The sequence below is a fragment of the Sphingomonas sp. CD22 genome (assembly GCF_034556155.1).
Taxonomy (GTDB): Bacteria; Pseudomonadota; Alphaproteobacteria; order Sphingomonadales; family Sphingomonadaceae; genus Sphingomonas.
On the sequence record NZ_JAYDYX010000004.1, the window covers coordinates 393,784 to 419,692 of the forward strand.

At 69.4% G+C, this 25,909-nt stretch carries 25 protein-coding genes; 9 read left to right on the top strand and 16 right to left on the bottom strand.

Annotated features, from left to right (window positions below; genetic code table 11):
• Positions 1-87: 87 nt before the first annotated feature.
• Together SFC76_RS10490 and rsmD are read left to right on the top strand one after the other, a co-directional pair.
• Positions 88-1,623, top strand: a complete 1,536-nt coding sequence (locus SFC76_RS10490; RefSeq protein WP_322849414.1) for a pseudouridine synthase — start codon at positions 88-90, stop codon at positions 1,621-1,623.
• A complete protein-coding gene (gene rsmD, locus SFC76_RS10495) occupies positions 1,620-2,156 on the top strand; it encodes a 16S rRNA (guanine(966)-N(2))-methyltransferase RsmD (protein ID WP_322849415.1) in 537 nt (178 codons plus the stop codon). The genes SFC76_RS10490 and rsmD overlap by 4 nt, the downstream gene beginning before the upstream one ends.
• A gap of 5 nt (positions 2,157-2,161) precedes the next feature.
• Here rsmD and SFC76_RS10500 read toward each other — a convergent pair whose 3' ends face one another.
• Together SFC76_RS10500 and SFC76_RS10505 are read right to left on the bottom strand one after the other, a co-directional pair.
• Positions 2,162-3,442, bottom strand: coding sequence for an MFS transporter (locus tag SFC76_RS10500; protein ID WP_322849416.1), 1,281 nt, complete (start codon positions 3,440-3,442; stop codon positions 2,162-2,164).
• 248 nt (positions 3,443-3,690) lie between these two features.
• Positions 3,691-4,035 (bottom strand): UrcA family protein, encoded by a 345-nt coding sequence (locus SFC76_RS10505; RefSeq protein ID WP_322849417.1) that lies wholly within the window; start codon positions 4,033-4,035, stop codon positions 3,691-3,693.
• Between the two features lie 215 nt (positions 4,036-4,250).
• On the opposite strand from SFC76_RS10505, the gene SFC76_RS10510 reads away from it, so the two are divergent.
• Positions 4,251-6,539, top strand: coding sequence for an ATP-dependent helicase (locus SFC76_RS10510; protein WP_322849418.1), 2,289 nt, complete (start codon positions 4,251-4,253; stop codon positions 6,537-6,539).
• A gap of 112 nt (positions 6,540-6,651) precedes the next feature.
• Positions 6,652-7,191 carry a glycine zipper 2TM domain-containing protein gene (locus tag SFC76_RS10515; RefSeq protein ID WP_322849419.1) on the top strand — a complete coding sequence of 180 codons (540 nt, stop codon included), beginning with the start codon at positions 6,652-6,654 and terminating at the stop codon, positions 7,189-7,191.
• Between the two features lie 19 nt (positions 7,192-7,210).
• On the opposite strand, the gene SFC76_RS10520 is transcribed toward SFC76_RS10515, so the two are convergent.
• The 5 genes from SFC76_RS10520 to SFC76_RS10540 form a co-directional block, all read right to left on the bottom strand.
• On the bottom strand, positions 7,211-7,549 hold the full coding sequence (locus SFC76_RS10520) for a hypothetical protein (protein WP_322849420.1): 339 nt from the start codon (positions 7,547-7,549) through the stop codon (positions 7,211-7,213).
• 98 nt (positions 7,550-7,647) lie between these two features.
• The gene (locus tag SFC76_RS10525) at positions 7,648-7,971 is read right to left on the bottom strand and encodes a hypothetical protein (protein WP_322849421.1); all 324 of its coding nucleotides are present in this window, start codon (positions 7,969-7,971) and stop codon (positions 7,648-7,650) included.
• Between the two features lie 114 nt (positions 7,972-8,085).
• Positions 8,086-8,391: a 2Fe-2S iron-sulfur cluster-binding protein gene (locus SFC76_RS10530; protein ID WP_322849422.1), complete on the bottom strand. Its 306-nt coding sequence runs from the start codon at positions 8,389-8,391 to the stop codon at positions 8,086-8,088.
• On the bottom strand, positions 8,388-9,476 hold the full coding sequence (locus SFC76_RS10535) for a cysteine desulfurase family protein (protein WP_322849423.1): 1,089 nt from the start codon (positions 9,474-9,476) through the stop codon (positions 8,388-8,390). The genes SFC76_RS10530 and SFC76_RS10535 overlap by 4 nt, the downstream gene beginning before the upstream one ends.
• Positions 9,473-10,489, bottom strand: coding sequence for an aminotransferase class V-fold PLP-dependent enzyme (locus SFC76_RS10540; RefSeq protein WP_322849424.1), 1,017 nt, complete (start codon positions 10,487-10,489; stop codon positions 9,473-9,475). The genes SFC76_RS10535 and SFC76_RS10540 overlap by 4 nt, the downstream gene beginning before the upstream one ends.
• 134 nt (positions 10,490-10,623) lie before the next feature.
• Between SFC76_RS10540 and SFC76_RS10545 the strand changes: the two genes are divergently transcribed.
• Positions 10,624-11,280, top strand: coding sequence for an alpha/beta hydrolase (locus tag SFC76_RS10545; protein WP_038659670.1), 657 nt, complete (start codon positions 10,624-10,626; stop codon positions 11,278-11,280).
• 654 nt (positions 11,281-11,934) lie between these two features.
• Here the strand turns inward: SFC76_RS10545 and SFC76_RS10550 are convergent.
• Positions 11,935-12,114 carry a hypothetical protein gene (locus SFC76_RS10550; protein WP_322849425.1) on the bottom strand — a complete coding sequence of 60 codons (180 nt, stop codon included), beginning with the start codon at positions 12,112-12,114 and terminating at the stop codon, positions 11,935-11,937.
• Between the two features lie 67 nt (positions 12,115-12,181).
• Positions 12,182-13,141 (bottom strand): threonine/serine dehydratase, encoded by a 960-nt coding sequence (locus tag SFC76_RS10555; protein ID WP_322849426.1) that lies wholly within the window; start codon positions 13,139-13,141, stop codon positions 12,182-12,184.
• 139 nt (positions 13,142-13,280) lie between these two features.
• Here SFC76_RS10555 and SFC76_RS10560 point away from each other — a divergent pair, with 139 nt between their 5' ends.
• The 4 genes from SFC76_RS10560 to SFC76_RS10575 all read left to right on the top strand — a co-directional run bounded on the left by SFC76_RS10560 (position 13,281) and on the right by SFC76_RS10575 (position 16,549).
• On the top strand, positions 13,281-14,519 hold the full coding sequence (locus SFC76_RS10560; protein WP_322849427.1) for a type III PLP-dependent enzyme: 1,239 nt from the start codon (positions 13,281-13,283) through the stop codon (positions 14,517-14,519).
• A 114-nt stretch (positions 14,520-14,633) separates the two neighbouring features.
• Positions 14,634-15,716: a 1,9-bis(guanidino)-5-aza-nonane synthase gene (locus SFC76_RS10565; protein ID WP_322849428.1), complete on the top strand. Its 1,083-nt coding sequence runs from the start codon at positions 14,634-14,636 to the stop codon at positions 15,714-15,716.
• A 222-nt stretch (positions 15,717-15,938) separates the two neighbouring features.
• The gene (locus tag SFC76_RS10570) at positions 15,939-16,364 is read left to right on the top strand and encodes an MAPEG family protein (protein WP_322849429.1); all 426 of its coding nucleotides are present in this window, start codon (positions 15,939-15,941) and stop codon (positions 16,362-16,364) included.
• A complete protein-coding gene (locus SFC76_RS10575; protein ID WP_137899689.1) occupies positions 16,364-16,549 on the top strand; it encodes a hypothetical protein in 186 nt (61 codons plus the stop codon). The genes SFC76_RS10570 and SFC76_RS10575 overlap by 1 nt, the downstream gene beginning before the upstream one ends.
• Positions 16,550-16,583: 34 nt before the next feature.
• Here SFC76_RS10575 and SFC76_RS10580 read toward each other — a convergent pair whose 3' ends face one another.
• From SFC76_RS10580 to SFC76_RS10610, 7 genes are read right to left on the bottom strand one after another with little or no spacing between them, the layout of a single operon-like run.
• Positions 16,584-18,470, bottom strand: coding sequence for an XrtA/PEP-CTERM system amidotransferase (locus SFC76_RS10580; protein ID WP_322849430.1), 1,887 nt, complete (start codon positions 18,468-18,470; stop codon positions 16,584-16,586).
• The gene (gene xrtA / locus SFC76_RS10585) at positions 18,470-19,960 is read right to left on the bottom strand and encodes an exosortase A (protein ID WP_322849431.1); all 1,491 of its coding nucleotides are present in this window, start codon (positions 19,958-19,960) and stop codon (positions 18,470-18,472) included. Before xrtA ends, SFC76_RS10580 begins: the two co-directional genes overlap by 1 nt.
• Positions 19,957-21,252: a glycosyltransferase gene (locus tag SFC76_RS10590; protein ID WP_322849468.1), complete on the bottom strand. Its 1,296-nt coding sequence runs from the start codon at positions 21,250-21,252 to the stop codon at positions 19,957-19,959. The genes xrtA and SFC76_RS10590 overlap by 4 nt, the downstream gene beginning before the upstream one ends.
• On the bottom strand, positions 21,252-22,277 hold the full coding sequence (locus tag SFC76_RS10595; RefSeq protein WP_322849432.1) for a FemAB family XrtA/PEP-CTERM system-associated protein: 1,026 nt from the start codon (positions 22,275-22,277) through the stop codon (positions 21,252-21,254). Before SFC76_RS10595 ends, SFC76_RS10590 begins: the two co-directional genes overlap by 1 nt.
• Positions 22,274-23,128, bottom strand: coding sequence for an XrtA system polysaccharide deacetylase (locus SFC76_RS10600; RefSeq protein ID WP_322849433.1), 855 nt, complete (start codon positions 23,126-23,128; stop codon positions 22,274-22,276). Before SFC76_RS10600 ends, SFC76_RS10595 begins: the two co-directional genes overlap by 4 nt.
• Entirely contained in the window at positions 23,118-24,299 is a 1,182-nt protein-coding gene (locus tag SFC76_RS10605) for an ExeA family protein (RefSeq protein WP_322849434.1), read from the bottom strand. Before SFC76_RS10605 ends, SFC76_RS10600 begins: the two co-directional genes overlap by 11 nt.
• Before the next feature lie 12 nt (positions 24,300-24,311).
• Positions 24,312-25,907, bottom strand: a complete 1,596-nt coding sequence (locus SFC76_RS10610; protein WP_322849469.1) for a hypothetical protein — start codon at positions 25,905-25,907, stop codon at positions 24,312-24,314.
• Between the last annotated feature and the right edge of the window lie 2 nt (positions 25,908-25,909).

Here is a 25,909-nt window from a genome sequence, read left to right on the forward strand (position 1 = left end):
TGTTACGCCTCCGCGACATAACGCACGCACGCGGCTTCGGACGCAAATATTTTCGCAGCCGGGACGAATGCACGTTATGGGCGCAGCATGGCCCAAACCCCCGAACCCCGCACCGGCGACCGGATCGCGAAACTGCTCGCCCGCGCCGGCATCGCGAGCCGCCGCGAAATCGAACGGATGATCGCCGACGGGCGCGTCGCGCTCGACGGCAAGGTGCTCGATACGCCCGCGACGGTGTTGCGCTCGCTCGCTGGCGTCACCGTCGACGGCGAACCCGTCGCGCAGCCCGAACCGACGCGCCTCTTCCTCTATCACAAGCCGACCGGGCTGCTCGTCACCGAGAACGATCCCAAGGGACGGCCGACGATCTACGACAAATTGCCCGACGACCTGCCGCGGCTGGTGCCGGTCGGCCGGCTCGATCTCAATACCGAAGGATTGCTGCTCCTCACCACCGACGGCGGCTTCAAGCGGCAGCTCGAACTGCCCTCGACAGGGGTCGAGCGCAGCTACCGCGCCCGCGCTTATGGCAACGTCACGCAGCAGCAGCTCGAGGAGCTTGCCGAGGGCGTCGAGATCGACGGCATCCGCTATGGCCCGATCGACGCCAATATCGAGCGGCGCACCGGCGCCAACGTCTGGATCGAGGTGACGATCACCGAGGGCAAGAACCGCGAGGTGCGGCGCGTGCTCGAACATCTCGAATTGCAGGTCAGCCGGCTGATCCGCACCCGCTACGGCCCGTTCATCCTCGGGGATTTGCCGGTCGGCGGGGTCGGCGAGGTCAAGCAGCACGAAGTCGTCGCCTTCCGCCGCACGCTCAAGGGCGGCGCGCCCGACGAGCCGATGATCGAGGCGCCGCGCGACGGCTTCCGCACTGCGCCGACCGCGAACCGGCCCGCACGCGCCCGGCCGCGCGCCGTCGAGGCGCCGGCACCGCGCGAGGCGCAGGAACGCCCGGCCTCGGCGCGAACGCCCGCTACCGGCGAAGGCCGTCGCGCGCCGCGCCGCAGCGATGCGGCACCGGCCGGCGTCGCGCCGCGTCCCGCCCGCCCCGGCGCGACGCCGGCGTCGTCGGCAGGCGGCCGTCAGGACGCCCGCCGCGGCGCACCCCGCGCCGACCGTGGCGGCGACCGCACCGGTTCGCAGGACGGCCGCCGCTTCGCGCCGCGTGCCAACCGTGGCGACGAGCGCGACGCCCCCCGTCAGGACGGCCGCCGCTTCGCGCCGCGCGCCGATCGCGGCGACGAGCGCGAGCCCGGCCGCGGCCGGTTCGGCGATGCCCGCCGCGCGGCCCGTATCGCGGATGCCAAGCCCGCCGGCGCACGTCCGCCACGCTCGAGCACCCGCCCGCCGCGCGACGACGAGCGCCCCGCGAAGGTCCCGACCGGCGGCTCGGCGATCAAGCCGTGGGAGAAGGGCGACGACCGCAGCGCGGGCCGCGCCCGGTCCAATGACGGGCAACGCTCGGGCGGCACTGGCGGTCGTCCTGCACGCACGGGTGCCCGCCCGCCACGCGGCGATGCGCCCCGCAGCGGCGGTCCCGCCGGCGGTCGTGGGTCGCCGCGGCCCAAGCCGTCCGGCGGCGCGCCGCGTGGCGCGCCGAAGGGTGGCCGTCGATGAGGGTGATCGCCGGCCAATGGCGTGGCCGCCCGCTCGTCGCGCCCAAGGGCGACGCCACCCGCCCCACCGCCGACCGGACGCGCGAGGCGCTGTTCTCGATGCTGACCAGCCGGCTGGGGAGTTTCGAAGGGCTGGCCGTCGCCGACCTGTTCGCCGGCTCGGGCGCGCTCGGGATCGAGGCGCTGTCGCGCGGTGCGGCCTCGTGCCTGTTCGTCGAGCAGGACGGCGCGGCGCTCGACGCGCTCAAGGGCAATCTCGCCAAGCTCGGCACCCGCGCCGATGTGCGCGCCGGATCGGTGATGGGACTCGGCCCGGCATCCGCGGCGCTCGACCTCATCATGATGGACCCGCCTTATGGCACCGGCGCCGGCCTCGTCGCGCTCGACAAGCTCGCGCGGCTCGGCTGGGTGTCGCCGGCGACCTGGATCAGTATCGAGACGGCGAAGGCGGAGGAGATCGCCCCGCCCGGCTTCACCGTCGATGCCAGCCGCGTCCACGGCAAGGCGCGGCTGACGCTGTTGCGGCAGGCGTAACGGGGTTACGCCGCGCTGCGCCCGCGCAGCAACGCCAGCCCGCCGAGGCTCAGCAGCCCCGCGCCGACCAGATACAGGCCGATCCACCCCAGGCCGCGATGCGCCAGCGCCTCCGCGGCGATCGGCGCGACCGCGCCGCCGAGGATGCCGCCGAGGTTGAAGGTCATCGACACGCCGGTATAGCGCACGCCCGCCGGGAACAGGCTCGGCAGCCATCCGCCAAGCGGCCCATAGGCGAAGCCCATCACGAACAAGGCGAAGGCGAGCCAGAGGAAGACGACGAACAGCGAGCCCGCGCCGAGCATCGGCCCCATCGCGAGCCCCGCGACCATGCAGCCGATGAAGCCGATCACCAACATCCGCCGCGCGCCCGTGCGATCGGCGGTGACGCTGGCGACGATCACCCCGGCGGCGAGAAACAGGATCGCGACCAGTTCGACCGCCAGCATCGCCTCGCGCCCATACCCCAGCGTCTTGGTCCCGTATCCCAGCGTGAAGGCGGTCGCGAGATAGAAGAGCGCGAAACAGGCGATCACCCCGCCCGTCCCCGCGAGCACCGCGCGGCCATGTTCGAGCATCAGCGTGGCGATCGGCACCTTGGGCAGCGCCTCGGCCTGCTCCGCCTCGACGAAGGCGGGCGTTTCGGTGAGCTTCAGTCGCACCCACAGGCCGAGCACGACCAGCACCGCGCTGACCAGGAACGGCAGCCGCCACCCCCACGCCCGGAACTGCGCCTCGTCGAGCGCGAGGCCGAGGATCAGGAACAGCCCGTTCGCCATCAGGAAGCCGACGGGCGCACCGAGCGGCGGAAACATGCCCCAGGTGTTGCGCCGGTGCGGCGGCGCATTCTCGACCGCGAGGAGCGCCGCCCCGCCCCATTCGCCGCCGAGCCCGAACCCCTGCCCCAGCCGCAACAGGCATAGCAACAACGGCGCGACCCAGCCGACCTGATCGTAGGTCGGCAGGAAGGCGATCGCGACGGTCGAGCCGCCCATCAGCATCAGGCTGGCGACGAGCGTCGACTTGCGCCCGACGCGGTCGCCGAAATGACCGAAGACGATCGCGCCCACCGGCCGCGCGATGAAGGCGAGGCCGAAGCTGGCGAAGCTCAGCATCTGCTGCGCGGTCATGCTTTCCGCGGGGAAGAACAATTCGCCGAACACCAACGCGGCGGCGGTCGCGTAGATGTAGAAATCGTAGAATTCGACCGCGGTGCCGACCAGGCTGGCGGTCAGGATGCGACGGGCGGAGGCGGGCGCGGGCGGCGTGGCGGACAACGAAGTCATGCCGCCACTCTAATCGCGAAAAAAACGTCGCGGGCAACAGTTGTGAAATCCGTTCGCAACAATCCGGGGCTAGACAGGGATCGTCGCTGCTCCTCTCCCCCTGTGGGTAGCGACGTGTCGGTCGCCTCCCCTGTCGGCCGACCCTCCCTGAACTACGGGGCGGTCGCTTTGCGGCTGCCCCGATTTTTCATGGACTTGGCCGCTCGTCGAGGCGACCCGCCGATCGACGCGCCGCCTCATTCGAATCTTTATTCCGGACGATCCGCCTTGCGCAGGGCGGCGAATCGCACGTCGTCGCCGACCAGCGCGGCGAGCTTGCGGGTGCCGTCGTCGCGCATTTCCCGGAAGCAGCGCTGCGCATCGAGTCGCATCTTCAGCGTCGCGCCGGTGGGGATGCATGCGGCGTGCGCCGCACGGACGATGCGCGCGTCGAGGGTGCGGCGGCCCGCCTCGCTGTGCAGGTCGAGTCCCTTGGCCGATACCTTGACCTGCACCGGCTCGCGCTCCGCGGCGGGGGCGGCATTGCCCGGAACGGCGGCGAACAGGCACGACAAAGCGGCCGCCGCAATGGCGGCGTGATGCGACGTCTTCATGATGACACTCCTGCTACTCGGACTTGCCGTGGCGGTCCGGCTCGGTCCGCGCGCCTCTCTCGGGCGCGGGCTGGACGAAGCCGAACGGTCCGCCGGCTTGATCGCCGTAGCAGCCGGTCGTTACGCATGCGTTACAGGTGCGTGTCACCAGCGTGACGGGGGCCGCTGCCCGATCGGACTTGCCGGCTCGCGCGCCGTTCCCTACCTGTTCGCCGGTGACCGATCTCAGCGCCCCCGCCAACGCCTTGCAGGACCCGCCCTATCTCAAGGGGCTCAACCCCCCGCAGCGCGATGCGGTGCTGACCACCGAAGGCCCGGTGCTGATGCTTGCCGGCGCCGGCACCGGCAAGACCGCCGCGCTGACCGCGCGGCTCGCGCATCTGCTGTGGACGCGCAAGGCGTGGCCGTCGGAGATCCTTAGCGTCACCTTCACCAACAAGGCGGCGCGCGAGATGCGCGAACGCGTCGGGCGGCTTGTCGGCGATGCGGTCGAGGGGATGCCGTGGCTCGGCACGTTCCACGCGATCGGCGCCAAGATGCTACGCCGCCACGCCGAGCTGGTCGGATTGCAGAGCAATTTCAGCATCCTCGACACCGACGACCAGCTCCGCCTGCTCAAGCAGTTGATCGTCGCCGCCGATCTCGACGAGAAGCGTTTCCCCGCGCGCAGCCTCGCCGGCTTGATCGACGACTGGAAGAACAAGGGGCTGGTCCCCGCCGACATCGATGCCGGCGAGAGCGAACGCTATGCCAACGGCCGCGGCGGTGAACTCTACGCGCAATATCAGGAGCGGCTGAAGGCTCTCAACGCCTGCGATTTCGGCGACCTGCTGCTGCACATGCTGACCGTGCTGAAGACCTATCCCGAGGTGCTGAAAATGTACCAGGAACGGTTCAAATACATCATGGTCGACGAATATCAGGACACCAACGTCGTCCAATATCTCTGGCTGCGGCTGCTGGCGCAGGCGCGCAAGAACATCGCCTGCGTCGGCGACGACGACCAGTCGATCTATTCCTGGCGCGGTGCGCAGGTCGAGAACATCCTCAAGTTCGAGAAGGACTTTCCGGGCGCGAAGGTGATCCGGCTCGAACAGAATTACCGATCGACGCCGCACATCCTCGGTGCCGCCTCGGGCGTCATCGCCAACAACGGCGGCCGGCTCGGCAAGACGCTGTGGACCGAGCTCGACGCGGGCGAGAAGGTGCGTGTGCTCGGCGTTTGGGACGGCCCAGAGGAAGCGCGCCGCGTCGGCGAGGAGATCGAGGCGGCGCAGCGCAGCGGCAAGAGCCTCGACGATGTCGCCATACTCGTCCGCGCGCAGCACCAGACGCGCGAGTTCGAGGACCGGTTCATCGCGATCGGCATGCCCTATCGCATCATCGGCGGCTTCCGCTTCTACGAACGCGCCGAGATCCGCGACGCGCTCGCCTATCTGCGTATCGTCAACCAGCCGTCCGACGATCTCGCCTTCGAACGCATCGTCAACGTCCCCAAGCGCGGCCTCGGCGACAAGGCGCTCGCCAAGATCCACCAGCTCGCGCGGATCGAGGGCGTGCCGCTGACCATCGCCGCGGCGCGCATCCTCGACACCGACGAACTCACCCCGCAGGCACGGCGCGCGCTCGGCAACCTCGTCGGCGACATCGCACGCTGGCGCGACATGGCGCGCGACCTGCCGCATGCCGAGCTCGCCCGCCAGTTGCTCGACGAAAGCGGCTATACCGCGATGTGGCAGGCCGAGAAATCGGTCGACGCCGCCGGCCGGCTCGAGAACCTCTCCGAACTCGTCCGCGCGATGGAGGAATATGAATCGCTCGGCGCGTTCCTCGAACACGTCAGCCTCGTCATGGACCGCGAGGGCGGCGTCCAGGACCCGCAGGTGACGATCATGACGATCCACGCCGCCAAGGGGCTAGAATACGACACCGTCTTCCTTGTCGGCTGGGAGGAGGGGCTGTTCCCGTCGCAGCGCTCGCTCGACGAGGGCGGCACCAAGAGCCTCGAGGAGGAACGCCGCCTCGCCTACGTTGCGATCACCCGCGCGCGGCGGCGCGCGACGATCCTCCACGCCGCCAATCGCCGCATCTACGGCCAGTGGACGTCGAGCATCCCGAGCCGCTTCGTCGGCGAACTGCCCCCCGAACATACGGACGCCGAGACGACGATGTCGGGTGGCGAAAGCCTGTGGCGCGCGAACTGGAGCGAGCGCGCCGACCCCTTCGCCGACGTCGGCCGCGGCACCGGCCGCGGTCCCGGCTGGCAACGCGCGGCGGGTGCCGCCTCGGGATTCTCGACCGCGCCGACGCGCGTCGTCGAAAGCCGGTCGAGCGCGGTCAGCATCGGCAACAAGGGGCGCAGCGACCTGTCCGTCGGCCTGCGCGTCTTCCATCAGAAATTCGGTTATGGCGCGATCGCCGAGATCGAGGGCAACAAGCTGGAGATCGACTTCGAGGCGGCGGGGCGCAAACGCGTGATGGACAGCTTCGTCACGATCGGCTGAGCGGCGGCCGGCTGAGCGGCGGCGCGGCGGGTTCGTTCAGGAACCGCCAAGGTCGGATCGGCGTATGACCGTTGCGGACCCGACTCAACGGGTCCGGTAGAGGATCATTTCGATGTTCAGGTCCCTTTTGCTCTCCGCCGCGGTCTGCGCGACGCTCGCCGCGACCGCGCCGGCGCTTGCCCAGTCCGCCGCCGACGATGCGCGCTTCGCCGCCGCGCAACAGCGGTTCGACGCCGAAATGGCGCGCTATCGTGCCGAATTCGATCGCTATCGCGCGCTGCGCGGCACGCCAGGCCCAGGCGGCTATCGCCAGGCGCCGGTGCCCGGCGGCTATGACGATCAGCGCTACGACGATCGCGACGACGACCGTTACGAAAACGGCTACGATCCCGCGCGTTACTACCGCCCCGGCACACAGGAGCGGGTGCTGAACCCGAACGATCGCGTCTATGCCGGCACCGACGGCCGCTATTATTGCAAACGCAGCGACGGCACGACCGGCCTGATCGCCGGCGGCGCGGCGGGCGGCATCCTCGGCAACGTCATCGACGGCGGCCACAGCCGCATCGTCGGCACCTTGTTAGGCGGCGCGGTCGGCGCGCTCGCCGGCAAGGCGATCGACCAGAACCAGGCACAGGTGCGCTGCCGCTGATCGATCGGCGGTCGGGCGGTCAGGCCCGCTCGACCGCCATCAGCGTCACGCCCTCGTATTTCTCGGCTGCGGGTTCGAACAGGCTGCTCGGCGTGAACGCCTTGTCGGTCAGCGTCGGTTCGCCCAGCCCGTCCATCTTGAACGTACCGACCTTCTCCTCGCGCGGCGGCTTGCCGTCGCGCTCCACCGTCACCGCATCGACGTAGATTTCGCCGTGACGGGTGTAGAGGATATGCGGGGCGATCGTCACCGTCCCCTTGTTATAGGTGGCGGTCACGGTCAGCAGGCGCACGATCGCTTCGAACATCGTCGGCACCGGCCCCGACGGTGCGGCAGTCACGGCTTCGGTCTGGGTCATCGGCGGCACCATAAACGTTCGTGTTGCGTCGCAGCAAGAACGCTTTGGCGTTAACGATGTTTCACGGCCGGCGGATCGCGCCGCCGGCCGCCGTTCGATCAGCGATAGACGGTGAAACAGCGCCGCTCCGGCCCGTAATAGCCGCGATGCACCCGGCAGACGACCCGGCCGCGACCATAGCCCCGTCCGTAACCGCCGCCATAGCCCCCGCCATAGCCATAACCCCGGCCACGATCGAAACCGCGCCCGTGGTAGCGCGGGCCACCGCGCCATCCGCGATCGTCGCGCCGGTCGTAGCCGCGGTGATCGTAGCCGCGGTCATAGCCGCGATCGTAGCCGTATCGCTGCGCCTCGGCGGGCGCGGCGGTCATCAACGTCCCGGCAGCGAGCGCTGCGGCGCTGAACAAAGCAATGAGCTTCATAGGGTTACTCCTCACACGCCCGACATCGGGCATAGGAGCACCATGACGGGCGCGTCATGCATGCGATCTGAACCCGCGGTTGTCAGAATGTCAGGAATGCTGCCCCGCTACCCGTCAGGGCAGCCGCACCGTCAGCCCGTCGAGCGCCGCGGTCAGCCGTACCTGACAGGCGAGCCGACTCGTCCGCGATGCGGCGGGGACGAGATCGAGCAGATCCTCCTCCTCCGCAAGCGCGGCGGGGATGCGGGCGAAATCCTCCGCGGCGATGACGACGTGGCAGGTCGCGCAGGCCATGTCGCCGTTGCACGTCCCTTCGAGGGGGTGACCATCCGCCTGTGCGAGATCGAGCAGCCGCGCGCCCTCGGCGCCCTCCGCCTGCCGCGCGCGGCCATCGGGATCGACGAACACCACGCGAATCATGCCATCACCCCCTGCCGAGTCGCCGCCGCGACGATAGACGCGAGTCCGTCGCGCAGTTCGTCCTCGCCGGTATAGCGCCCGAAGCCGAGCCGGATGCTCGACCGCGCCTGCGCCTCGGTGAGGCCGAGCCCGCGCAACACATGGCTCGACCGTCCCGAGCCGCTCGCGCACGCCGAGCCCGCCGAGAAGGCGAGGTCGCGGCATTCGCTCATCAGCCGCGCCACGTCGAGCCCGTCGCGTCGCACGTTGAGATTGCCGTGATAGCGCCGCGTCACCGAGCCGTTGACGTCCCACCCCGCCAGCGCCGCGGTCGCGATCGCCCACAACCGGTCGACATGCGCCGCATCGGCCGCGGCCCGCTCCGTCATCAGCCGCGCCGCCGCGCCGAACCCCGCGCACAGCGCCGGCGACAGCGTCCCCGAGCGCCCCGCCGCCTCCTGCCCGCCGCCATGGACCAGCGGCACCAGCGTCACGCCGTCGCGAATCCACAGCGCGCCGATCCCCTTCGGCCCGTGCAGCTTGTGCGCCGACACCGCGACCAGATCGCACGCCGCCGGCACCGGGATGCGCCCATAGCCCTGCACCGCGTCGCACAGCATCAGCGCGCCCGCGTCGTGCGCCAGTCCGGCCAGCGTATCGATCGGCTGGATCACGCCGATCTCGTTGTTGACCAGCATCGCCGCGACCAACCCTACCCCCGGCCGGATCGCCGCCGCCGCCCGATCGAGATCGACCAGCCCGTCGGCACCGACCGGCAACACCGTCACCCGCCGCCCCCGCGCCGCCTCCGCCGCGACGGTGTCGAGAACCGCGGCATGTTCGGTCGCCAGCGTGACGATCGCCCCGGTCGTCCCCTTGATCGCCCAGTTGAGCGCCTCGGTCGCGCCGCTGGTGAAGCTGACACTGCCCCCCGCCGGCGCGAGTGCCGCGATCGCATCGCGCGCCACCTCCACCGTCGCCCTGGCGGCGCGGCCGGGCCGGTGCGGCGAATGCGGATTGGCATGCTGCGATTCGAGCCACGGCAGCATCGCCGCCAAGGCTTCGGGCGCGAGCGGCGTCGTCGCCTGATAATCGAGGTAGATCATGCCGCGCGCCGCGTCGTCCGCGCCATCTGCCGCCAGCCAGCGACGAAGGCGTCGACGTCCGCCTCGCTGGTGGTGCGGCCGAAGCTCACCCGGATCACCTCGCGCCCGGCGGCCTCGTCCCAGCCCATCGCGCCGAGCACGTGGCTGGGCTTCATGCTGCCGCTCGAACAGGCGCTGCCCGCCGAGACGGCGAAGCCGGCGCTGTCGAGCAGGATGAGCTGCGCCGCAGCCGCGACGCCGCGCAACCGATACGATCCGATCGCCGCATGCCGCGGGCTGTCGGCGGCGACGATCTCGCCCCCCGATCGCAGGATCGCATCGTCGAGCCGCGCCCGCAATGCGCGATGGTCCGGCTCCGCCTCGCCGAGCGCCGCGGCATAGCCGAGCGCGCCGGGCAGGTTCTCCGTTCCCGGCCGATAGCCGCGCTCCTGCCCGCCGCTCGGGTGCAGCAGCGCCAGATCGCGCACCAGCAGCGCGCCGATCCCCGGCGGCCCGCCGCGCTTGTGCGCCGACAGCGCCACCATGTCCGCCACCTCGGCCAGCTCCGCCGATGCCGGCATCTGCGCGGCATCGACCAGCAATCGGCCGCCCGCGTCGCGCACCAGCGCGGCGATCTCCGCCAGCGGCTGCCGCACCCCCGTCTCGCTGTTCGCCCATTGCACGCAGACCAGCGCCGGCCCCGCCGCGAGCAGCACCGCGAGCGCCGCCGAATCGACGATCCCGTCCGCAGCCACCGGCGCCACCGCGGCATCGCCGCCGGCGCGCAGCACCGCATCATGTTCCACCGCGGTGACGATCCGCCGCGGCAGCGTCGTCCGCCCCAGCGCGATTCCCAGCGACTCGCTCGCGCCGCTGGTCAGCAGCGTCTCGCCGCACCAGCCATAAGCGGCGGCGATCCCCCGCCGCGCCGCCTCAAGCGCCGCGCGCGCGGCGCGCCCCTCGGCGTGCGGCGACGATGGGTTCGCCCATCGCGCGAGTCCGTCGACGACGGCCGCGCGTGCGGCGGCGGTCATCGGCGTCGTGGCGGCATGATCCAGATAGAGACGATGGGACAGGATTCGTTCCAATTGCGTGTTGGAGCCCGACGCCTATATAGCGCGCAACGTTCTGCGCTCCACAGCGCGCCCCTTCTTACGTGGCGAGACCCATGCCCGAAGTCATTTTTCCCGGCCCCGAAGGCCGTCTCGAAGGCCGTTTCGCTCCCGCTCCCCGCCCGCGCGCACCGGTGGCGATGATCCTCCATCCGCACCCTGCCGCCGGCGGCACGATGAACAGCCGCATCGTCCAGGAACTCTACAAGACCTTCCAGCGCCGCGGTTTCGCGACGCTGCGCTTCAACTTCCGCGGTGTCGGCAAGAGCCAGGGGACCTTCGACAACGGCATCGGCGAACTGTCCGATGCGGCGAGCGCGCTCGACTGGGTGCAGAGCTTCCATCCGGAGGCGTCGACCACCTGGATAGCCGGGGTCAGCTTCGGCGCGTGGATCGGCATGCAGTTGCTGATGCGCCGTCCGGAGATCCGCGGCTTCATCTCGATCGCGCCGCCGGCGAACATGTTCGACTTCTCGTTCCTCGCGCCCTGCCCGTCCTCGGGCATCATCATCCAGGGCGAGGCCGACGAGGTCGCCACCCCCGGCGCGACGCAGAAGCTCGTCGACAAGCTGCGCACGCAGAAGCACATCACCATCCATCACGACACGATCCCGAAGGCGAACCACTTCTTCGAGAACGAGACGCCGGAACTGATGCGTTCGGTCGACAAATACCTCGACATGCGGCTCGACCCGAATTCGCCGATCCGGTGAGGGCGACGCTTGGGGCGCGATATCGCGCCCCCGGGTCACGCTTGCGGCGGCCGATCGCGATCAGTCGCCCGTCAGCAGCCTCTCGGAATCACGAATGCCGGCGTGATATCGCTCGCCCCGCACCTCTTCGCGTGTTTCAAAGACCTGACGCAGCTTTAGCGGTCAACGAGCAAACCAAAAAGGCTCATCGATGCCGCGCCTCCAATACTCTTTAAATTCGTTCTGGCTTATCTCTATTAGGTCCGCATCCGTAAAGCCATCGGCGAGGGAGCAATCCCATAAGGATGGGCAATGATCCCCATTCCGTTGCTCGATGTCGATACTATTCCGAGTGACTCTGCCATCGGAATACAGATCGACTGTCCTGATTACCGCGTCCCGCTCACGGCTAATCTCATACAGATAATATTCGGCCTCACCCGCGGGAACCTCGGGATCAGGCCATCTACCCCGGAAATATTCGAGTGTTTCGGCGGACATTTCCTTTGCCTCATAGCACGCCATGAAGGCGATGGAGCGCTAGTCTTCTACGTTACAGAAGCAAATTGAAGATTACAGAAGGCGAGTGACACGGCACATGCGCCGTTGATAATCGAAGATTTTCATATTGACCGCCCCATCAACGGTTGATCGTAGCTACCATCGACTTCGAAATCACAGCTGCCAGATCACCACATTGCCCAGCAATACCGCCGCCATCACCAGCAACAGTATCGCCTTGCGGCGATCCCCGCCGCGGGCGAGTAGCGCGCCGCCGCCGATCAGGCAGGCGAAGCAGCCGAGCATGGCGAGGGCCGGGGCGGCGTTGGCGATCGATCCGAGAAGCGCTTGCATCTCGCCAAATTGCCTCTCACGGCCTGCGATGTCGAGACGACACGAACGCGCGCGACCGGATATCGCGCTATCCGATCGCCCGCGCATAAGCGTCGATATCGACGTTGCCGCCCGACAGGATCACCAGCAGCCCCGGCTCCGCCGTCACCTTGCCCGCGAGCACCGCCGCGAGCGCCACCGCGCCGCCCGGCTCGATCACCAGCCGCAACTGCGCCGCCGCCCAGCGTTGCGCCGCCGCGGTCTCCGCCTCGCTCACCGCGACGCCGGTCGCATCGCGCCGCGACAGCACGTCGAAGGTCAGCGGCGACACCCGCTGCGTCTGCAACGCGTCGCACGCGGTCGGCGGCGGGTTGTCGCCGACCGGCTCGATCCACGACGCTTCCAGCGACCGGCGCATGTCGTCCCACCCCTCGGGCTCCACAACCGTCACCGCGCTGTCCTTGAGCGCCAGCGCGAGCCCCGCCGCCAGTCCGCCGCCGCCGCAGGGCACGACGACGCGGGTCGGCACGCCGAGCCCCGAGGCTGCCATCTGCGCCGCCGCCTCGATCCCGGCGCTGCCCTGCCCCTCGATGATCCACGGATCGTCGAAGCTCGGCACCAGGGTCGCGCCGCGTGCCTCGGCGAGCCGCGCGGCGATGCCCTCGCGGCTCTCGGTCGCACGATCGTAGCGCACCACCTCGGCGCCGAGCGCCAGCGTCGCCGACAGCTTGGCGCGGGGCGCATCCGCGGGCATCACGATCGTCGCCGCGATCCCCAGCCGCCGCGCCGCCCAGGCGACCCCCTGCGCGTGATTCCCCGACGAGAAGGCGACCACGCCGCGCTGCCGCGCATCCTCGTCCAATGCGGTGAGTCGATGCCAGGCGCCGCGAATCTTGAACGCACCAATCGGCTGGAGCGACTCGGCCTTGAACGCCACCGCTACACCGTTGATTTCATGCAGGTAAAGCGGCGTCGGCGGCAGGATTCGCGCGATTTTCTCGGCCGCATCGCGCACCCCGGCGCGTGTCGGTTGTCGCAAAAACGTCACTTTTCGTCCTTTCCTGCGCTAACCCACTTTACATGGGGGTCGGACGACCATAGATCGCGCCTCCGCTGCCCCATGGGACTTCCAACCGCAAGGCAGCTTTTGTCACCGTATGCCGAAAGGCAATTGGAGGTCCCTTGAATTGGCCAAGCACCATAGCGCGCTGGGGTTAGCGCCCCTCTCGACCGCCCGTTCCGCTCACCGCAGCACGGGCATCGACATCGCCAAGAGCCGACCGGTCGATCCGGTCACGCTCGTTCGCCCGCACGCCGCTGCGCGCGCCGCCCGCTTCTTCGTCGAGAAGTTTCCGGGTCGCTCGATGTATGCCGTGAAGGCGAATCCCAGCCCGGACCTGCTCAAGGTTCTCTGGGACAATGGCATCACGCATTACGACACCGCCTCGATCGCGGAAGTGCGCCTGGTCAAGGCGACGCTGCCGCAGGCGACTTGCTGCTTCATGCATCCGGTCAAGTCGGAAGAGGCGATCGCCGAGGCGTATTTCGTCCATGACGTGAAGACGTTCTCGCTCGACAGCATGGAAGAGCTGGCGAAGATCGTCCGTGCCACCGACGGCGCCACCGACCTCACGCTCTGCGTGCGGCTGCGCGTCTCGTCCGAATATGCCAAGCTCAGCCTCGGCTCGAAATTTGGCGTCGGCCCCGGCGAGAGCAAGGAATTGCTGATCGCCACCCGCCAGGTCGCGGACGCGCTCGGCATCTGCTTCCACGTCGGCAGCCAGACGATGTCGCCGGACGCCTATACCAACGCGATGGAGCGCGCCCGCGCGGCGATCGTCGAGGCGGCGGTAACCGTGGACGTCATCGACGTCGGCGGCGGCTTCCCCTCGGCCTATCCCGGCATGACCCCGCCGCCGCTGGAGCGTTTCTTCGAGACGATCCATCGCGCGTTCGAGAGCCTGCCGATCAGCTATTCGGCCGAATTGTGGGCCGAGCCCGGCCGCTCGTTGAGCGCCGAATATGCCTCGGTCGTGGTCCGCGTCGAGCGGCGCCGCGGCACCGAGCTGTACATCAACGACGGCGCCTACGGCACGTTGTTCGATGCGGCGCATATCGGCTGGAAATATCCGGTGCAGCTGCTGCGCGAGCCGGATTCGGACGCGCGCGACATGGACTTCGCATTCTGGGGTCCGACCTGCGACGATCTCGATTACATGCAGGGCCCGTTCCCGCTCCCCGCGGACACGGTCCCCGGCGATTATTTTGAGATCGGCATGCTCGGTGCCTATGGCTCGGCGATGCGCACCGCGTTCAACGGCTTCGGCACCGGCGACACGGTCGTCGCGACCGACGAGCCGATGCTGTCGGTCTATCTCGACGACGAGATCGCCGACGTGCGTACGAACAACGTCGTAAAGCTGTAACCACAACGCTATAACCGATTGTCTTCCCTCCTCCCGCTCCGGCGGGAGGGGCGGCCCTGGGTTTCCGCGTCCCCAATGTTGAACGACGACGGCTGGATTAGCCAAAGGCGAGCCATGACCGACACCTTGACGAAGACCGCCGGCGCCAACGCGCCGATCAACGACAACCGCAAGGCCGAACTGCTCTCGAAGCAGGTCAAGCATATCGACATCAAGAGCTTCGACGCGCGCCCGATCGTCGATGCGATGGCCGACATGAGCTTCACCAGCCGCGACCTCGGCCGCGCGACCAACATCTACAACCAGATGCTGGCCGACAAGGATTGCTCGATCTTCCTCGTCATCGCCGGCTCGACCTCGGCCGGCGGCTGCATGGACCTGTACGCCGAGCTGGTTCGCAACAACATGGTCGACGGTATCGTCGCGACCGGTGCGACCATCGTCGACATGGATTTCTTTGAAGGCCTCGGCCACAAGCATTACCAGGCGCTCGAGATCCCCGACGACGATACGCTGCGTTCGCTCTACATCGATCGCATCTACGATACGTATATCGACGAGGAAGCGCTCCAGAACGTCGACCACACGATCTTCGAGATCGCCGAGAGCCTCGAGCCGCGCGCCTATTCGAGCCGCGCCTTCATCCGCGAGATGGGCAAATATCTCGTCGAGCACGGCAAGAAGGACAACAGCCTCGTCAAGCTCGCCTATGAGCATGACGTGCCGATCTTCTGCCCGGCGTTCGTCGATTCGTCGGCGGGCTTTGGCCTCGTCAAGCATCAGGTCGATGCGGCCAAGGCGGGCCGTCCGTATCTGATGATCGACGCGGTGGCGGACTTCCGCGAGCTGACCGAGATCAAGATCCAGGCGGGCACCACCGGCCTGCTGATGATCGGTGGCGGCGTGCCGAAGAACTTCATCCAGGACACCGTCGTCTGCGCCGAGATTCTCGGCCACGACGACGTGCAGGTCCACAAATACGCAGTGCAGATCACCGTCGCCGACGTCCGTGACGGCGCCTGCTCGTCCTCGACGCTGCAGGAAGCGGCGAGCTGGGGCAAGGTCAACACCGGCATCGAACAGATGGTCTTCGCCGAGGCCGGCTCGGTGATGCCGCTGCTGGCGTCGGACGCCTATCATCGCGGCCTGTGGAAGGACCGCCCGGTCCACCGCTGGGGCGCGATCTTCGACAAATAAGCCATACCTAAGTCCTCCCCCGCCAGGGGGAGGTGGCACGGCGAAGCCGTGACGGAGGGGGAGGACAGGGCGAGACTTCGTTATGGAGCTGCCACCCTGTCCTCCCCCTCCACCATTCGGCTGAAGCCGAACGGTTCCCCTCCCCCTTGCGGGGAGGAATTGTGGATATTGCCCCCGCCTCCCCGATCCGTCACTCTGCCCACAAAAGGAGAGTGACCACCGATGCACAGCGAAATCCTGCGGCCGATGGCGGCGCTCGTCGCCTGGACGCTCGTCATGCTGGTCTGGATGCTCGCCACCCGCCTGCCGTCGATGAAGGCCGCCGGCCTCCGTCTCGGTACGCTCGTCGGCACCAAGCCGTCCGACGCCGACCGTGGCCTGCCGCCGCAGGTCCAGTGGAAGGCGCACAATTACAACCACCTCCACGAACAGCCGACGCTGTTCTACGCGATCTGCACGGTGATCGCGCTCAGCGGCACCGGCGACGGCGTCAATGCGATGATCGCCTGGCTGTATGTCGGATTGCGCGTGATACATTCGCTGGTACAGGCGACCACGAACAAGGTAGGGCCTCGTTTCATGCTCTTCATCGCCTCCAGCCTCGCGCTCGCCGCGCTCACCCTCCACGCCGTCATGGCGGTGTTCTGATGGCCAAGGGAGAGGTGTTCGAACGCCACCGCCAGCCGTGGACGCAGGACGAGATCCAGAAGCTCCACCAATTCGCCAAGAAGGGCATGGCGCTGAAGGCGATCGCCAAGGCGCTCAAGCGCAGCGAGGAATCGACCAAGGACCGCGCCAAGGAAGACAATCTGTCGATCGCCAAGCTGCGCTAGACGGCGCCCGGGCTCGTACCGAGCCTGTCGACCCTTAGCCGAACAGCCGCTTCGCGCTGCGCTCCAGCATCAGCAATTGCCACAAGGTCCGGCCGTGGTCGGCCCGCCCGCTGCGATGCTCGTCGGCGAGCTTCGCGACCTGCGCCATGTCGAGCCAGCCGCTCTCCACCAACGTCCGCGACCGGGCCAGCCCCTCCGCCTCCGCCGCCAACGCGCCGCGGAACCACGCGCTGATCGGCGTCACGAACCCCATTTTGGGCCGGTAGAGGATGTCCTTGGGCAGATAGCGTTCGAGGCTGCGCTTCATCAGCCATTTGCCCTCGCCGCCGTGCAGCCGCATGCCGACCGGCAGCGTCGCGCAGAATTCGACCAGTCGGTGGTCGAGCAGCGGCTCGCGCGCTTCCAGCCCGACCGCCATGCTGGTCCGGTCGACCTTGGTGAGGATGTCGCCGGGCAGCCAGATCATCATGTCGGCATATTGCGCGCGGTCGAGCGCATCGCGCGCCGGCGCCGCCCGCATCGCCGCGACGTAGCGATCCTCGGCGCGATGCCCGCCGAGCACCCGCCGCGCCTCCGCGCTCAACAGCCGCGCGCGCAGCTCGGGCGAGGTCACTCCCACGGCGCGCGCGTAGGCTTCGTCGCCATCCGCGCCCAGCGCGAGCAGCGTCGCCTTGGCGCGCAGCGGACGCGGCGCCCAATCGGCCTTGGGATAATAGCGCCCCAGCGTCCCGAACGCCGCGCGCCGCCAGCGATCGGGCAGCATGCCGCGCACCCGCTCCTCCGCCGCCTGGAATTTGTAGCGGCGATAGCCGGCCAGCATCTCGTCGGCGCCATCGCCCGACAGCGCCACCGTCACGCTCTTCCGCGCCAGCGCCGCGACCTGATAGGTCGCCAGCGCGCTGCCGTCGGCGAAGGGCTCGTCGAAATGATGGACCAGCGTGTCGATCAGCGCGAAATCGTCGGGCCGCACCACCTGCGCGTGATGATCGGTGGCGAAACGCTGCGCCACCATCGCGGCATGCGCGCGCTCGTCGTGCCCCGCCTCGTCGAAGCCGATCGTGCAGGTCTTGACCGCCGCCTTGCTCGCCTCGGCCATCAGCGCGACCACCGCCGAACTGTCGACCCCGCCCGACAGGAAGGCGCCGAGCGGCACGTCGGCGACCATCCGGCTGCGCACCCCGTCTCGTATCCGCGCCAGCAGTTCCTCGCCGAGCGCCTTGGCCGAGCCGCTCGCGCGGTCGGCGAAGCTCAGCGACCACCAGCGCCGCGGCCGCGGCACCCCCTGCCAGCGCTGCACCAGCAGAAAATGGCCGGCGGGCAGCTTGCGTACGCCCGCGACGAGACAGGCATCGTCGGGGACATAGCCGAAGGCGAGGAAATCCTCGATCGCGGTCACGTCGGGCACCCGCCGCAGCAACGGATGCGCGAGCAGCCCCTTCAATTCGGAGGCGAAGGCAAGGCTGCCATCGGACAGCTCGACATAATGGAGCGGCTTTACCCCCATCCGGTCGCGCGCGAGGAACAACGTCCCCGTGTCGGCATCGTGCAGCGCGAAGGCGAACATGCCGTTGAGCCGGTCGAGCAACGCAGGCCCCCACGCGCGCCAGCCGTGCAGCAGCACCTCGGTATCGCCATCGGTGACGAAGCGCGCGCCCTTGCGCTCCAACTCGCTGCGCAATTCGGCGAAATTGTAGATCTCGCCGTTATAGGTGATCGTCAGCGCACCCGACTGCATCGGCTGCGGCGATCCGGCGAGATCGATGATCGATAGCCGGCGATGGCCGAACCCGACGCCGGGCGCGGTCCATATCCCCTCGCCGTCCGGCCCGCGATGCGCCTGCGCCGCGATCATCGCGGCGATCCGCGACGGGTCGACCGGCTTGGGCGTCTCCGGGTGGAAGATACCGGCGATGCCGCACATCAGCGCGGCGCCACGACGGCATCGCTCAAGCCGTCGACCGGACCGAGCGCCGTCGCCAGCGCGGCGATGTCCGCCCGCGCGTCGCGGCCCGGCACCACTTCCGCCGACAGATGGATCGCCACCGCGCGCTGTGCGCCGCCGAGCAGCTTCGCCTTCATCGTCTCGATCTTCACCACGCGCTCGTCCGACGTTACCGTATCGCCGACGACGTACCATGTCGCGACGATGCGCTCCACCGGCCCCGCGGCGGTGATCCGCATCGCCCTGCCGCCCGCGACCGGCGCTTCGTCGGCGACGCGCACCCAGCGGTCCTCCTCGCGCAGCACACCGGTGCCGAACGCGCCGATCTTATGCCCCTCGCCCTGCGACCCGAACACCGCGATCGCCAGATCGACCGCCGCCCCGCCCCGCGCATAGCGGCCGAACAGCATATGGTCCGCGCCCGGATAGAACGGCTGCCACGGTGCGCGGAGGCTCAACGGCGCACGCGTCCAGCCCGCCACCTGCGGCAGGGCGATGCGCGCCGGCAACGGCGTCGCGCGATGCGCGATTGCGCCGCTCCATGCGGGCCACATGCCGGCCACCGCCACGGCCAGCACCACGCCGATCGGCAACCCCATCCACCGCCCGCGTACCGGCGGCAGCGCGGCGGGATCGAACGCCGGCGCATCGGGCGCGCGATCGAACCAGCGCCAGCCGATCGCCAGCACCGCCGCCATCACCAGCCCGAAGAACAGCCAGCCGTAGACGATATGGTCGAAGCCGGTCGCCGCCTCGACGCTGGTCAGATGCGCGGCATAGATCGTCCCGAAGGCGCGCACGCCGTTGGCGAGCACCGGCACCACCAAGGCCGCGAGCAGGAACCACGCCCGCCGCCGCCACGACACGAAACAGACGTCGGCGACCAACACGCCGAAGGCGAGCATCGCGATGACGAACTTGGCGCCCGAACACGCCTCCGCCACCTCGAACCAATAGCGGCCCGCATGGATCAGCACGCCGTTCGAACTCGCCGGCACACCGAACGCATCGAGCAGCGGCATCACCATCCGCACCGTCACCGCCTGCAACAGCGGCTCCAGTTCCTCGCCGAACGGCACCAGGAACAGCGCATAGCCGAGCGGAAAGGCGAGCCCCCGCGCCACCTGCGGCCCGAGCAGCGTCACCACCGCGCCCTGCAGCATGACGATAAGCCCCAATTGCCGCGCGAAGCTCACCGACCCCGCGTCGCCCATCAGCCAGCCCGCGCCGCCGACCGCGACCAGCGCCAGCCCCGGCCACCACGCGACCGGCGTCAGCGCCGCCAGCTCGCGCCGCCGCTGCCACACCAGCCAGCCGATCACCGGCCCGATGAACAGGCAATGCCCGAACGTCGTGCTCGTCCACCAGATCGACACCAGCCGCGCGACGTCGTTGCGGAACAGCAGCAGGATCGCCGCCGTCGCCAGCGCGAGCCCGATGGCGTGCCGCCGCCACGGTATCGCGGTCACGCCAGCCCCAGCAGCGTATCGAGCGGTGCCAGCCGCGCGGTCCAGTCGTAGCGCGCGATCACCCGCGCCCGCGCCGCCGCACCGAGCGCCGCCGCAGCGTCGGGATCGTCGAGCAGCGCGCCGATCGCCGCGACATGCGCCGCCGCATCGTCGGCGACGCGCAACGCCCCGCCATGATCGATCCCCTCCGCCGCCGCGGCCGAGGCGACGACGGGGCGCGCCATCGCCATCGCCTCGAGCACCTTGTTCTGGATGCCGCGCGCCAGCCGCAACGGCGCGACGCATACAGCCGCCGCCGCCAGCCACGGCCGCACGTCGTCCACCGCGCCGGTGACGATCACGGCGTCGGAGGCGAGCGCCTGCACCACCGCCACCGGCGCCCGCCCGACGATCGCGAAGCGCAGGCCGGGATAGCGCGCGCGTAACGCCGGCAGGATGTCGCGCGCGAACCAGATCACCGCCTCGACATTCGGCCGGTAATCCATCTGTCCGGTGAAGACGATCAGCGGCATATGACGCTTCGACCCGCCCCCCGATTCCCCCGTCACCGCGGACTCGTCCCGGGGTCCACTCGGCGGCGAGGAGAGCGGCTCGTGAGTCGCTACCGTCCCGGGGACGGGTTGCCCCCGGAACACGTCCGGGGTGACGGCGTGGGGGAAGCCGACGTCGCCTGCCACCACGCCCGGATCGAACGCCGCCGCGTCGATCCCGTTCTCCACCGCGACGATCCGCCCCGCCGCGTTGCCGGCGCGGAACAGCGCCGCTTCCGCCTCGCTGACGAACAGGCTCGCCGAGACCTCGGCCGCCACCCGCCGCTCGAACTTGCCGAGCAGCCGCGCCTCGCGCCGCATCATCCATCGCAGCGGCAATGATCCCGCCTCGGCGAAGCCGGCGAACTTGACCGAGTCGACATCCACGAAGTCCATCACCGCCGGCACCCCCGCCGGCAGATATTGCGCCATCTGCCCCGAGAAACAGTAGACCGCATCGGCGCGCACCGCCGCGACCGCCCGCCGCATCTCCGGCGATTCGAACGCGGTCAGCGACACCGGCAATCCCCGCGCCAGTGCCTCCACCGCCGCCATCGCCTGCGACTTGCGCCGCCGCACGATCGTCACGCTCACGAGCGCATCCAGCTCGGCTGGCAGATCGAAATCCGCCTCGCTCTCCCCGAATGCGACCAGATGCACCCGCGCCCGCGTCATCAGATAACGCAGGACGTGATAGCTGCGGATCTTGTCGCCGCGGTCGGGTGGAAAAGGGGCGCGATGGGCGAGGAACAGCAGCTCCATCACCCCAGCCCGCGCGATATCCACGGCCCCAGCATAGTGGCGACCGGCAACGGCAGCCGCTGCCATGTTCGCACCATCAGCGCATATTTCGGGTTGAGCGGATTGACCTCGCGGCTCCCGCCCTCGCTCCGCTTGGCATAGAGCCGCGGCACCCCGGCGAAGCCCCAATTCTTCTTGAACGCCGCCGCACCCGTCCCGGTCTTCGACCGCCCGAAGTCGAACCGCGTGCAGCCGCGCGCCCGCGCATGGCTCATCAGCGTGAAATACATCCGGTCGTTGGCGCGCAAGCCCCGCGCCGCCGCGGTGCCACCACCCCAATAAGGAAACACCGTCCCCTGGAAATACAGGCTGAGCACGCTCGCCACCGCCCGCCCCTCATGGCGCACGGTCAGCACGTCGGCGTCCATCGCCTCGGCGACGCAGCGGAACAGCGCCGCGGGAAACACCGGCGTGCCGAGATTGCGCACCGATTCGGCATAGACGCGGTAATGATCGCGGAGCAGCGCCGCGCCCCCCGTCTCCACCGCCAGGTCGAACCCCAATGCCCGCCGTACCTCGGCACGCTGCTTGCGCGGCACCGCGAGCAGCTCGGCGTCGTCGTCCGCCGCCAGATCGCGCACGAAGCCCAGATAGGAGGTGTCGTCCGTCTCCCACCCCGCCGGCGCCGGCCCGCCGCGCAACTCGACGCCGGGACAGCCGATCCGCCGCGCCAGCGCCCAGGCCGCCGCGCCCAACGCATCGACCCCGTCGCCCAGCACCCCGCCATCCACTCCGAAGCCGGTGGACACCAGCGCCTTGCCGAACAACGGCGAGCGCATCACGGTCAGCGGCAACACCCCGACGAGCTCGCCGCCGCGCTCGGCGACGAGATAGCGCGCGCGCTGTCCGCAGCCGCGCTCGACCGCACGGCTCCATGCGGTAAGGTGGAAGGGCGTCGCCCCGGGGGTGCGTGCGACGAAGCCGTCGATCGCCGCGCTCTCGCCGGCATCGCGCAGCGCGGCCTCGCGCACGGTCGACGACGTCACGACAGCAGCGCCGCCTCGCGCGCCACCACCGCATCGACCCGGTCCCAATCGTGGCGTGCGATCAGCCCGCGCAGCTTGCCCGCCATCGCCCCCAGGCGCGAATAATGGCGCACCTTCGACCGCAGCGGCGCCTCCCGCACCCGCGGCTGCGCCGGATCGACCTCCCACGGGTGGAAATAGAAGATGCCGGCATGGCCTTCGCGATTGACCTGCCGCACCGCGAAGTCCGTCAGCGCCGACGGCAGCAGCCGGAAGAAGCCGCCCCCCGTCGCCAGATGCCGCCCGCCGATCCGCGCCACCGTCACCGGCAGCTCGACCAACGGCGAATCCGCCAGCGGGCGAAACGCGTAGCGCGGCGCGTCGCGCCAGCCATAATGGTCGTGCGCGACCGGCGCGACACTCGACGAATAGGCATAGCCGGCCTCCGCCAGCGCGTTGAACGCCCACAGATTGCGCGTGTCGATCGAGAAGCTCGGCGCGCGATAGCCCGTCACCGCCTGCCCGCCGGCATCCTCCAGCGCCGCTCGCGCGCGCGCGAGATCGGCGCGGAACGCCGCCGCGTCCATCGTGAACACACGCTGATGGTCCCAGCCATGGCTGGCGATCTCATGCCCCGCCTCGGCGATCCGCCGGATGAGCCGCGGCTGCCGCGCCGCCACCCAGCCGAGCGTGAAGAAGGTCGCCTTGACCCCGCTCTCCGCGAACAGGTCGAGCACCGCGCCGGTGTTCGCCTCGACGCGGCTGGCGATCGTCGCCCAGTCGCTCTTGTCGATCACCCGCTCGAACGCGCCGACCTGAAACCATTCCTCGACATCGACCGACAGGCCGTTGCGCACCGCGCTACGCGGCATGGTCCCACGCCGCCGGAGGACGGATCGGCACGTGATCGTCGCGGATGTCGGATGCGCCCGCCGCCATCGCCGCGGAGGCCGCCGCCGCCTCGTGGCGATCCGCCTCGACCCAGTCGACCAGCAGCGTCAGCACGCGGCGCAAGGCGCCCTCCTGCTGGTCGATCCGCGCCTCCAGCGCCGCGATCCGCGCCTCCGCCGCCGCGGACACCCCCTCGGGCGCGGCGGCACGATCCGGCATGGGATCGGCGATCGGCTCCGCCGGCGCGGCGCGCGGGACGAAGCGCCGCACCGAACTCTCCTGCGCGACCGGTGCCGGCGGCTCGACGCTGACCGCCGGCGGCTCGCTCACCGGCATCGGCAGGTCGCCGTGGAGGTCGCCGAGCACCTGCCGCACGATCGCGCCGTCGATGATCTCCGACCCTTCGACCGCGGCATGCAGCATCACCCGCCCGGCGAGCTGGTTGAGCCGTCGCGGCACGCCGCCCGAACCCTCGTACAGCGCGGCGAACGCATCCGCGGCGAAGTCCGGCCGCCCCTGCCAGCCGACCACCGACAGCCGGTGCGCGACATAATCGGCGACCTCATGCGCCTCCATCGGGTCGAGATGGTGGATCGCGATCACCCGCTGGCGCAATTGCTCCAGTCGGTCCGAACCATGCAGCCGCTCGCGGAATTCGGGCTGGCCGAGCAGCAGGATCTGCAACAGCGCATGTCCGCCCGCCTGGAAGTTCGACAGCATGCGCAGCTCTTCGAGCGAATCGATCGGCAGCGCCTGCGCCTCGTCGACGATCAGCAACGTCCGCCGTCCCGAGCGCGCCACGGCATGGAGGCCGCGTTCGATCGCGGTCAGCAATTGCGCCTTGGCCAGCCCCTGCGGATCGACGCCGAGGCCGGTCGCGACGATGCGCAGCAGGTCGTCCGCGGGGATCGCGGTCGAAACGATGGTGATGACGTTGAGCGCCTCGGGATCGACCTGCGCGGTGAGATGCCCGACCAGCGTCGTCTTGCCCGCGCCGATGTCGCCGGTGACGACGACGAAGCCCTCGCCCTGCGCGAGACCGTAACCGAGATAGGCCATCGCCTTGCGATGCGTCGCCGTCTCGTACCAGAAGCGCGCGTCGGGCGTCAGCTGGAACGGCCGCCCCGATAATCCGAAATGCGCGTCGTACATAAGCCGATGCCCTTAGAACGAGTAGCGCGCGGCAAGCAGTGCCTGCGCCGACCAAGCGGTATCCACGTCACCGGTATCGAAGGCGTAAACGCCCGCGCTCGCCGTGGTGGTGATCCGCCCGAAACTGTGACCATAACTCGCCGTGCCGCCATAGGACCAGAGCCCGGCGCTGCGCGCGATCCCAGATTCATAGTAATTGACGAACAGATTGGCGTCGAACGTCGACAAGGCGGTCAGCGTGCGGTTGAAGAAGAGCTGGCCATAGGCGCTCTGGTCCTCGATCCCGAACAGCGTCACGCCCGGCACGCTGTCGCGGTTGAACAGCTTGCGGTTGGCATAGCCGACGCCGCCGCCATAGGTCGACCGCCCGCGCGTGATCGACAGCACCGCATCGACGCCGCGCGCACGATAGCTCGCGGTCGAGATCGACTGGAACACGTCGTTGAGGCAGCCGCCCGGCGTCGATCCGCTGGTCGAGAAGATGCAGCCGTTATATTGCTGGGTGAAGGCGTCGCGCGCGGACAGGAAGCTGGTCGGCAGATTGGCGAGCCCGGTCCGCAATTGCCGGCCGAAGGTGGTGACGCTGTCGTAGACGTCGGCGGCGAACCCGACATGCTCCGACGCCTGATAGGTCAGCAGCCCGGTATAGCTCAACGATCCATACCGCTTGCCGACATGCGCCTCCGCCGCCAGCCGCCGGTTGGGCCGCCACACCACGCCGGCATCGTAATAAACGCCATCGGTGCGATAGGCGATCTGCCGCGGCGCCGCCGGATCGGTGACGAACCGTCCGTCGCGGTCGACCACCGGCGCGCCCGCCGCATCGGTCAATGCCGCACGGTTGCTCGTCTCGACGCGCTCATAGCCGATCCCGCCGGTCAGCGCGACATAGGGCGACACCGGCAGCAGCGCGTCACCGCGGACCCGCCAGCTCTGGTAGCGGCCATCGAGCTGCCCGGCATCCTCGCGCTCCCAGCCGCCGCTCGCGGTCAGCCCGACCGGCAGCACCTGCCCGGGCCGCACGCTGGCGCTGACCCCCGCCGCCTGGCCGAACGAATCGTCGTAATAATCGAGCCGCGGCTGCCCCGCCGGTACCGCGGTGAAGCTCGGGCTCTCGACCTTGGTATAGCCCGCCTGATAGCTCGCCGCGATCGCCACCGGCCCGGCGCGGGTCGCATAGCTCGGCCCGCCATAGACCGCATAGACCTGGCTGATATTGTCGACGTTGCCGACCAGCACGCCCGGCGCCGCGCCGCGGATGTCGGAGCGGCTGCGCGTCGCGATGCCGCCCGCCTCCAGCGTCAGCCCGCGCGCGACCTGCGCCGAGACGCGGGCGAGCCCGGTATGGATGTCGTCGTCGCCGATCCGGTCGTCCCAGGCGATCCGCCGCTCATAGCGATAGGACAATTGGCCGGTCAGCCGCGCGCTGCTCGCCGCGACGTCGATCCCCGCGGCGATCGTCGAATAGGTCAGCACGTCCCCGGAATTGAGATCGGCGTCGAGCACCTGCCCCAGTTCGATATACGGCACCGCGGTCAGCCGCCGGCTCTGCGCCTCGGCCTGACCGGCGACCGCCAGCGCAGCCAGCGCCACCCCTGCCGACAGCATCC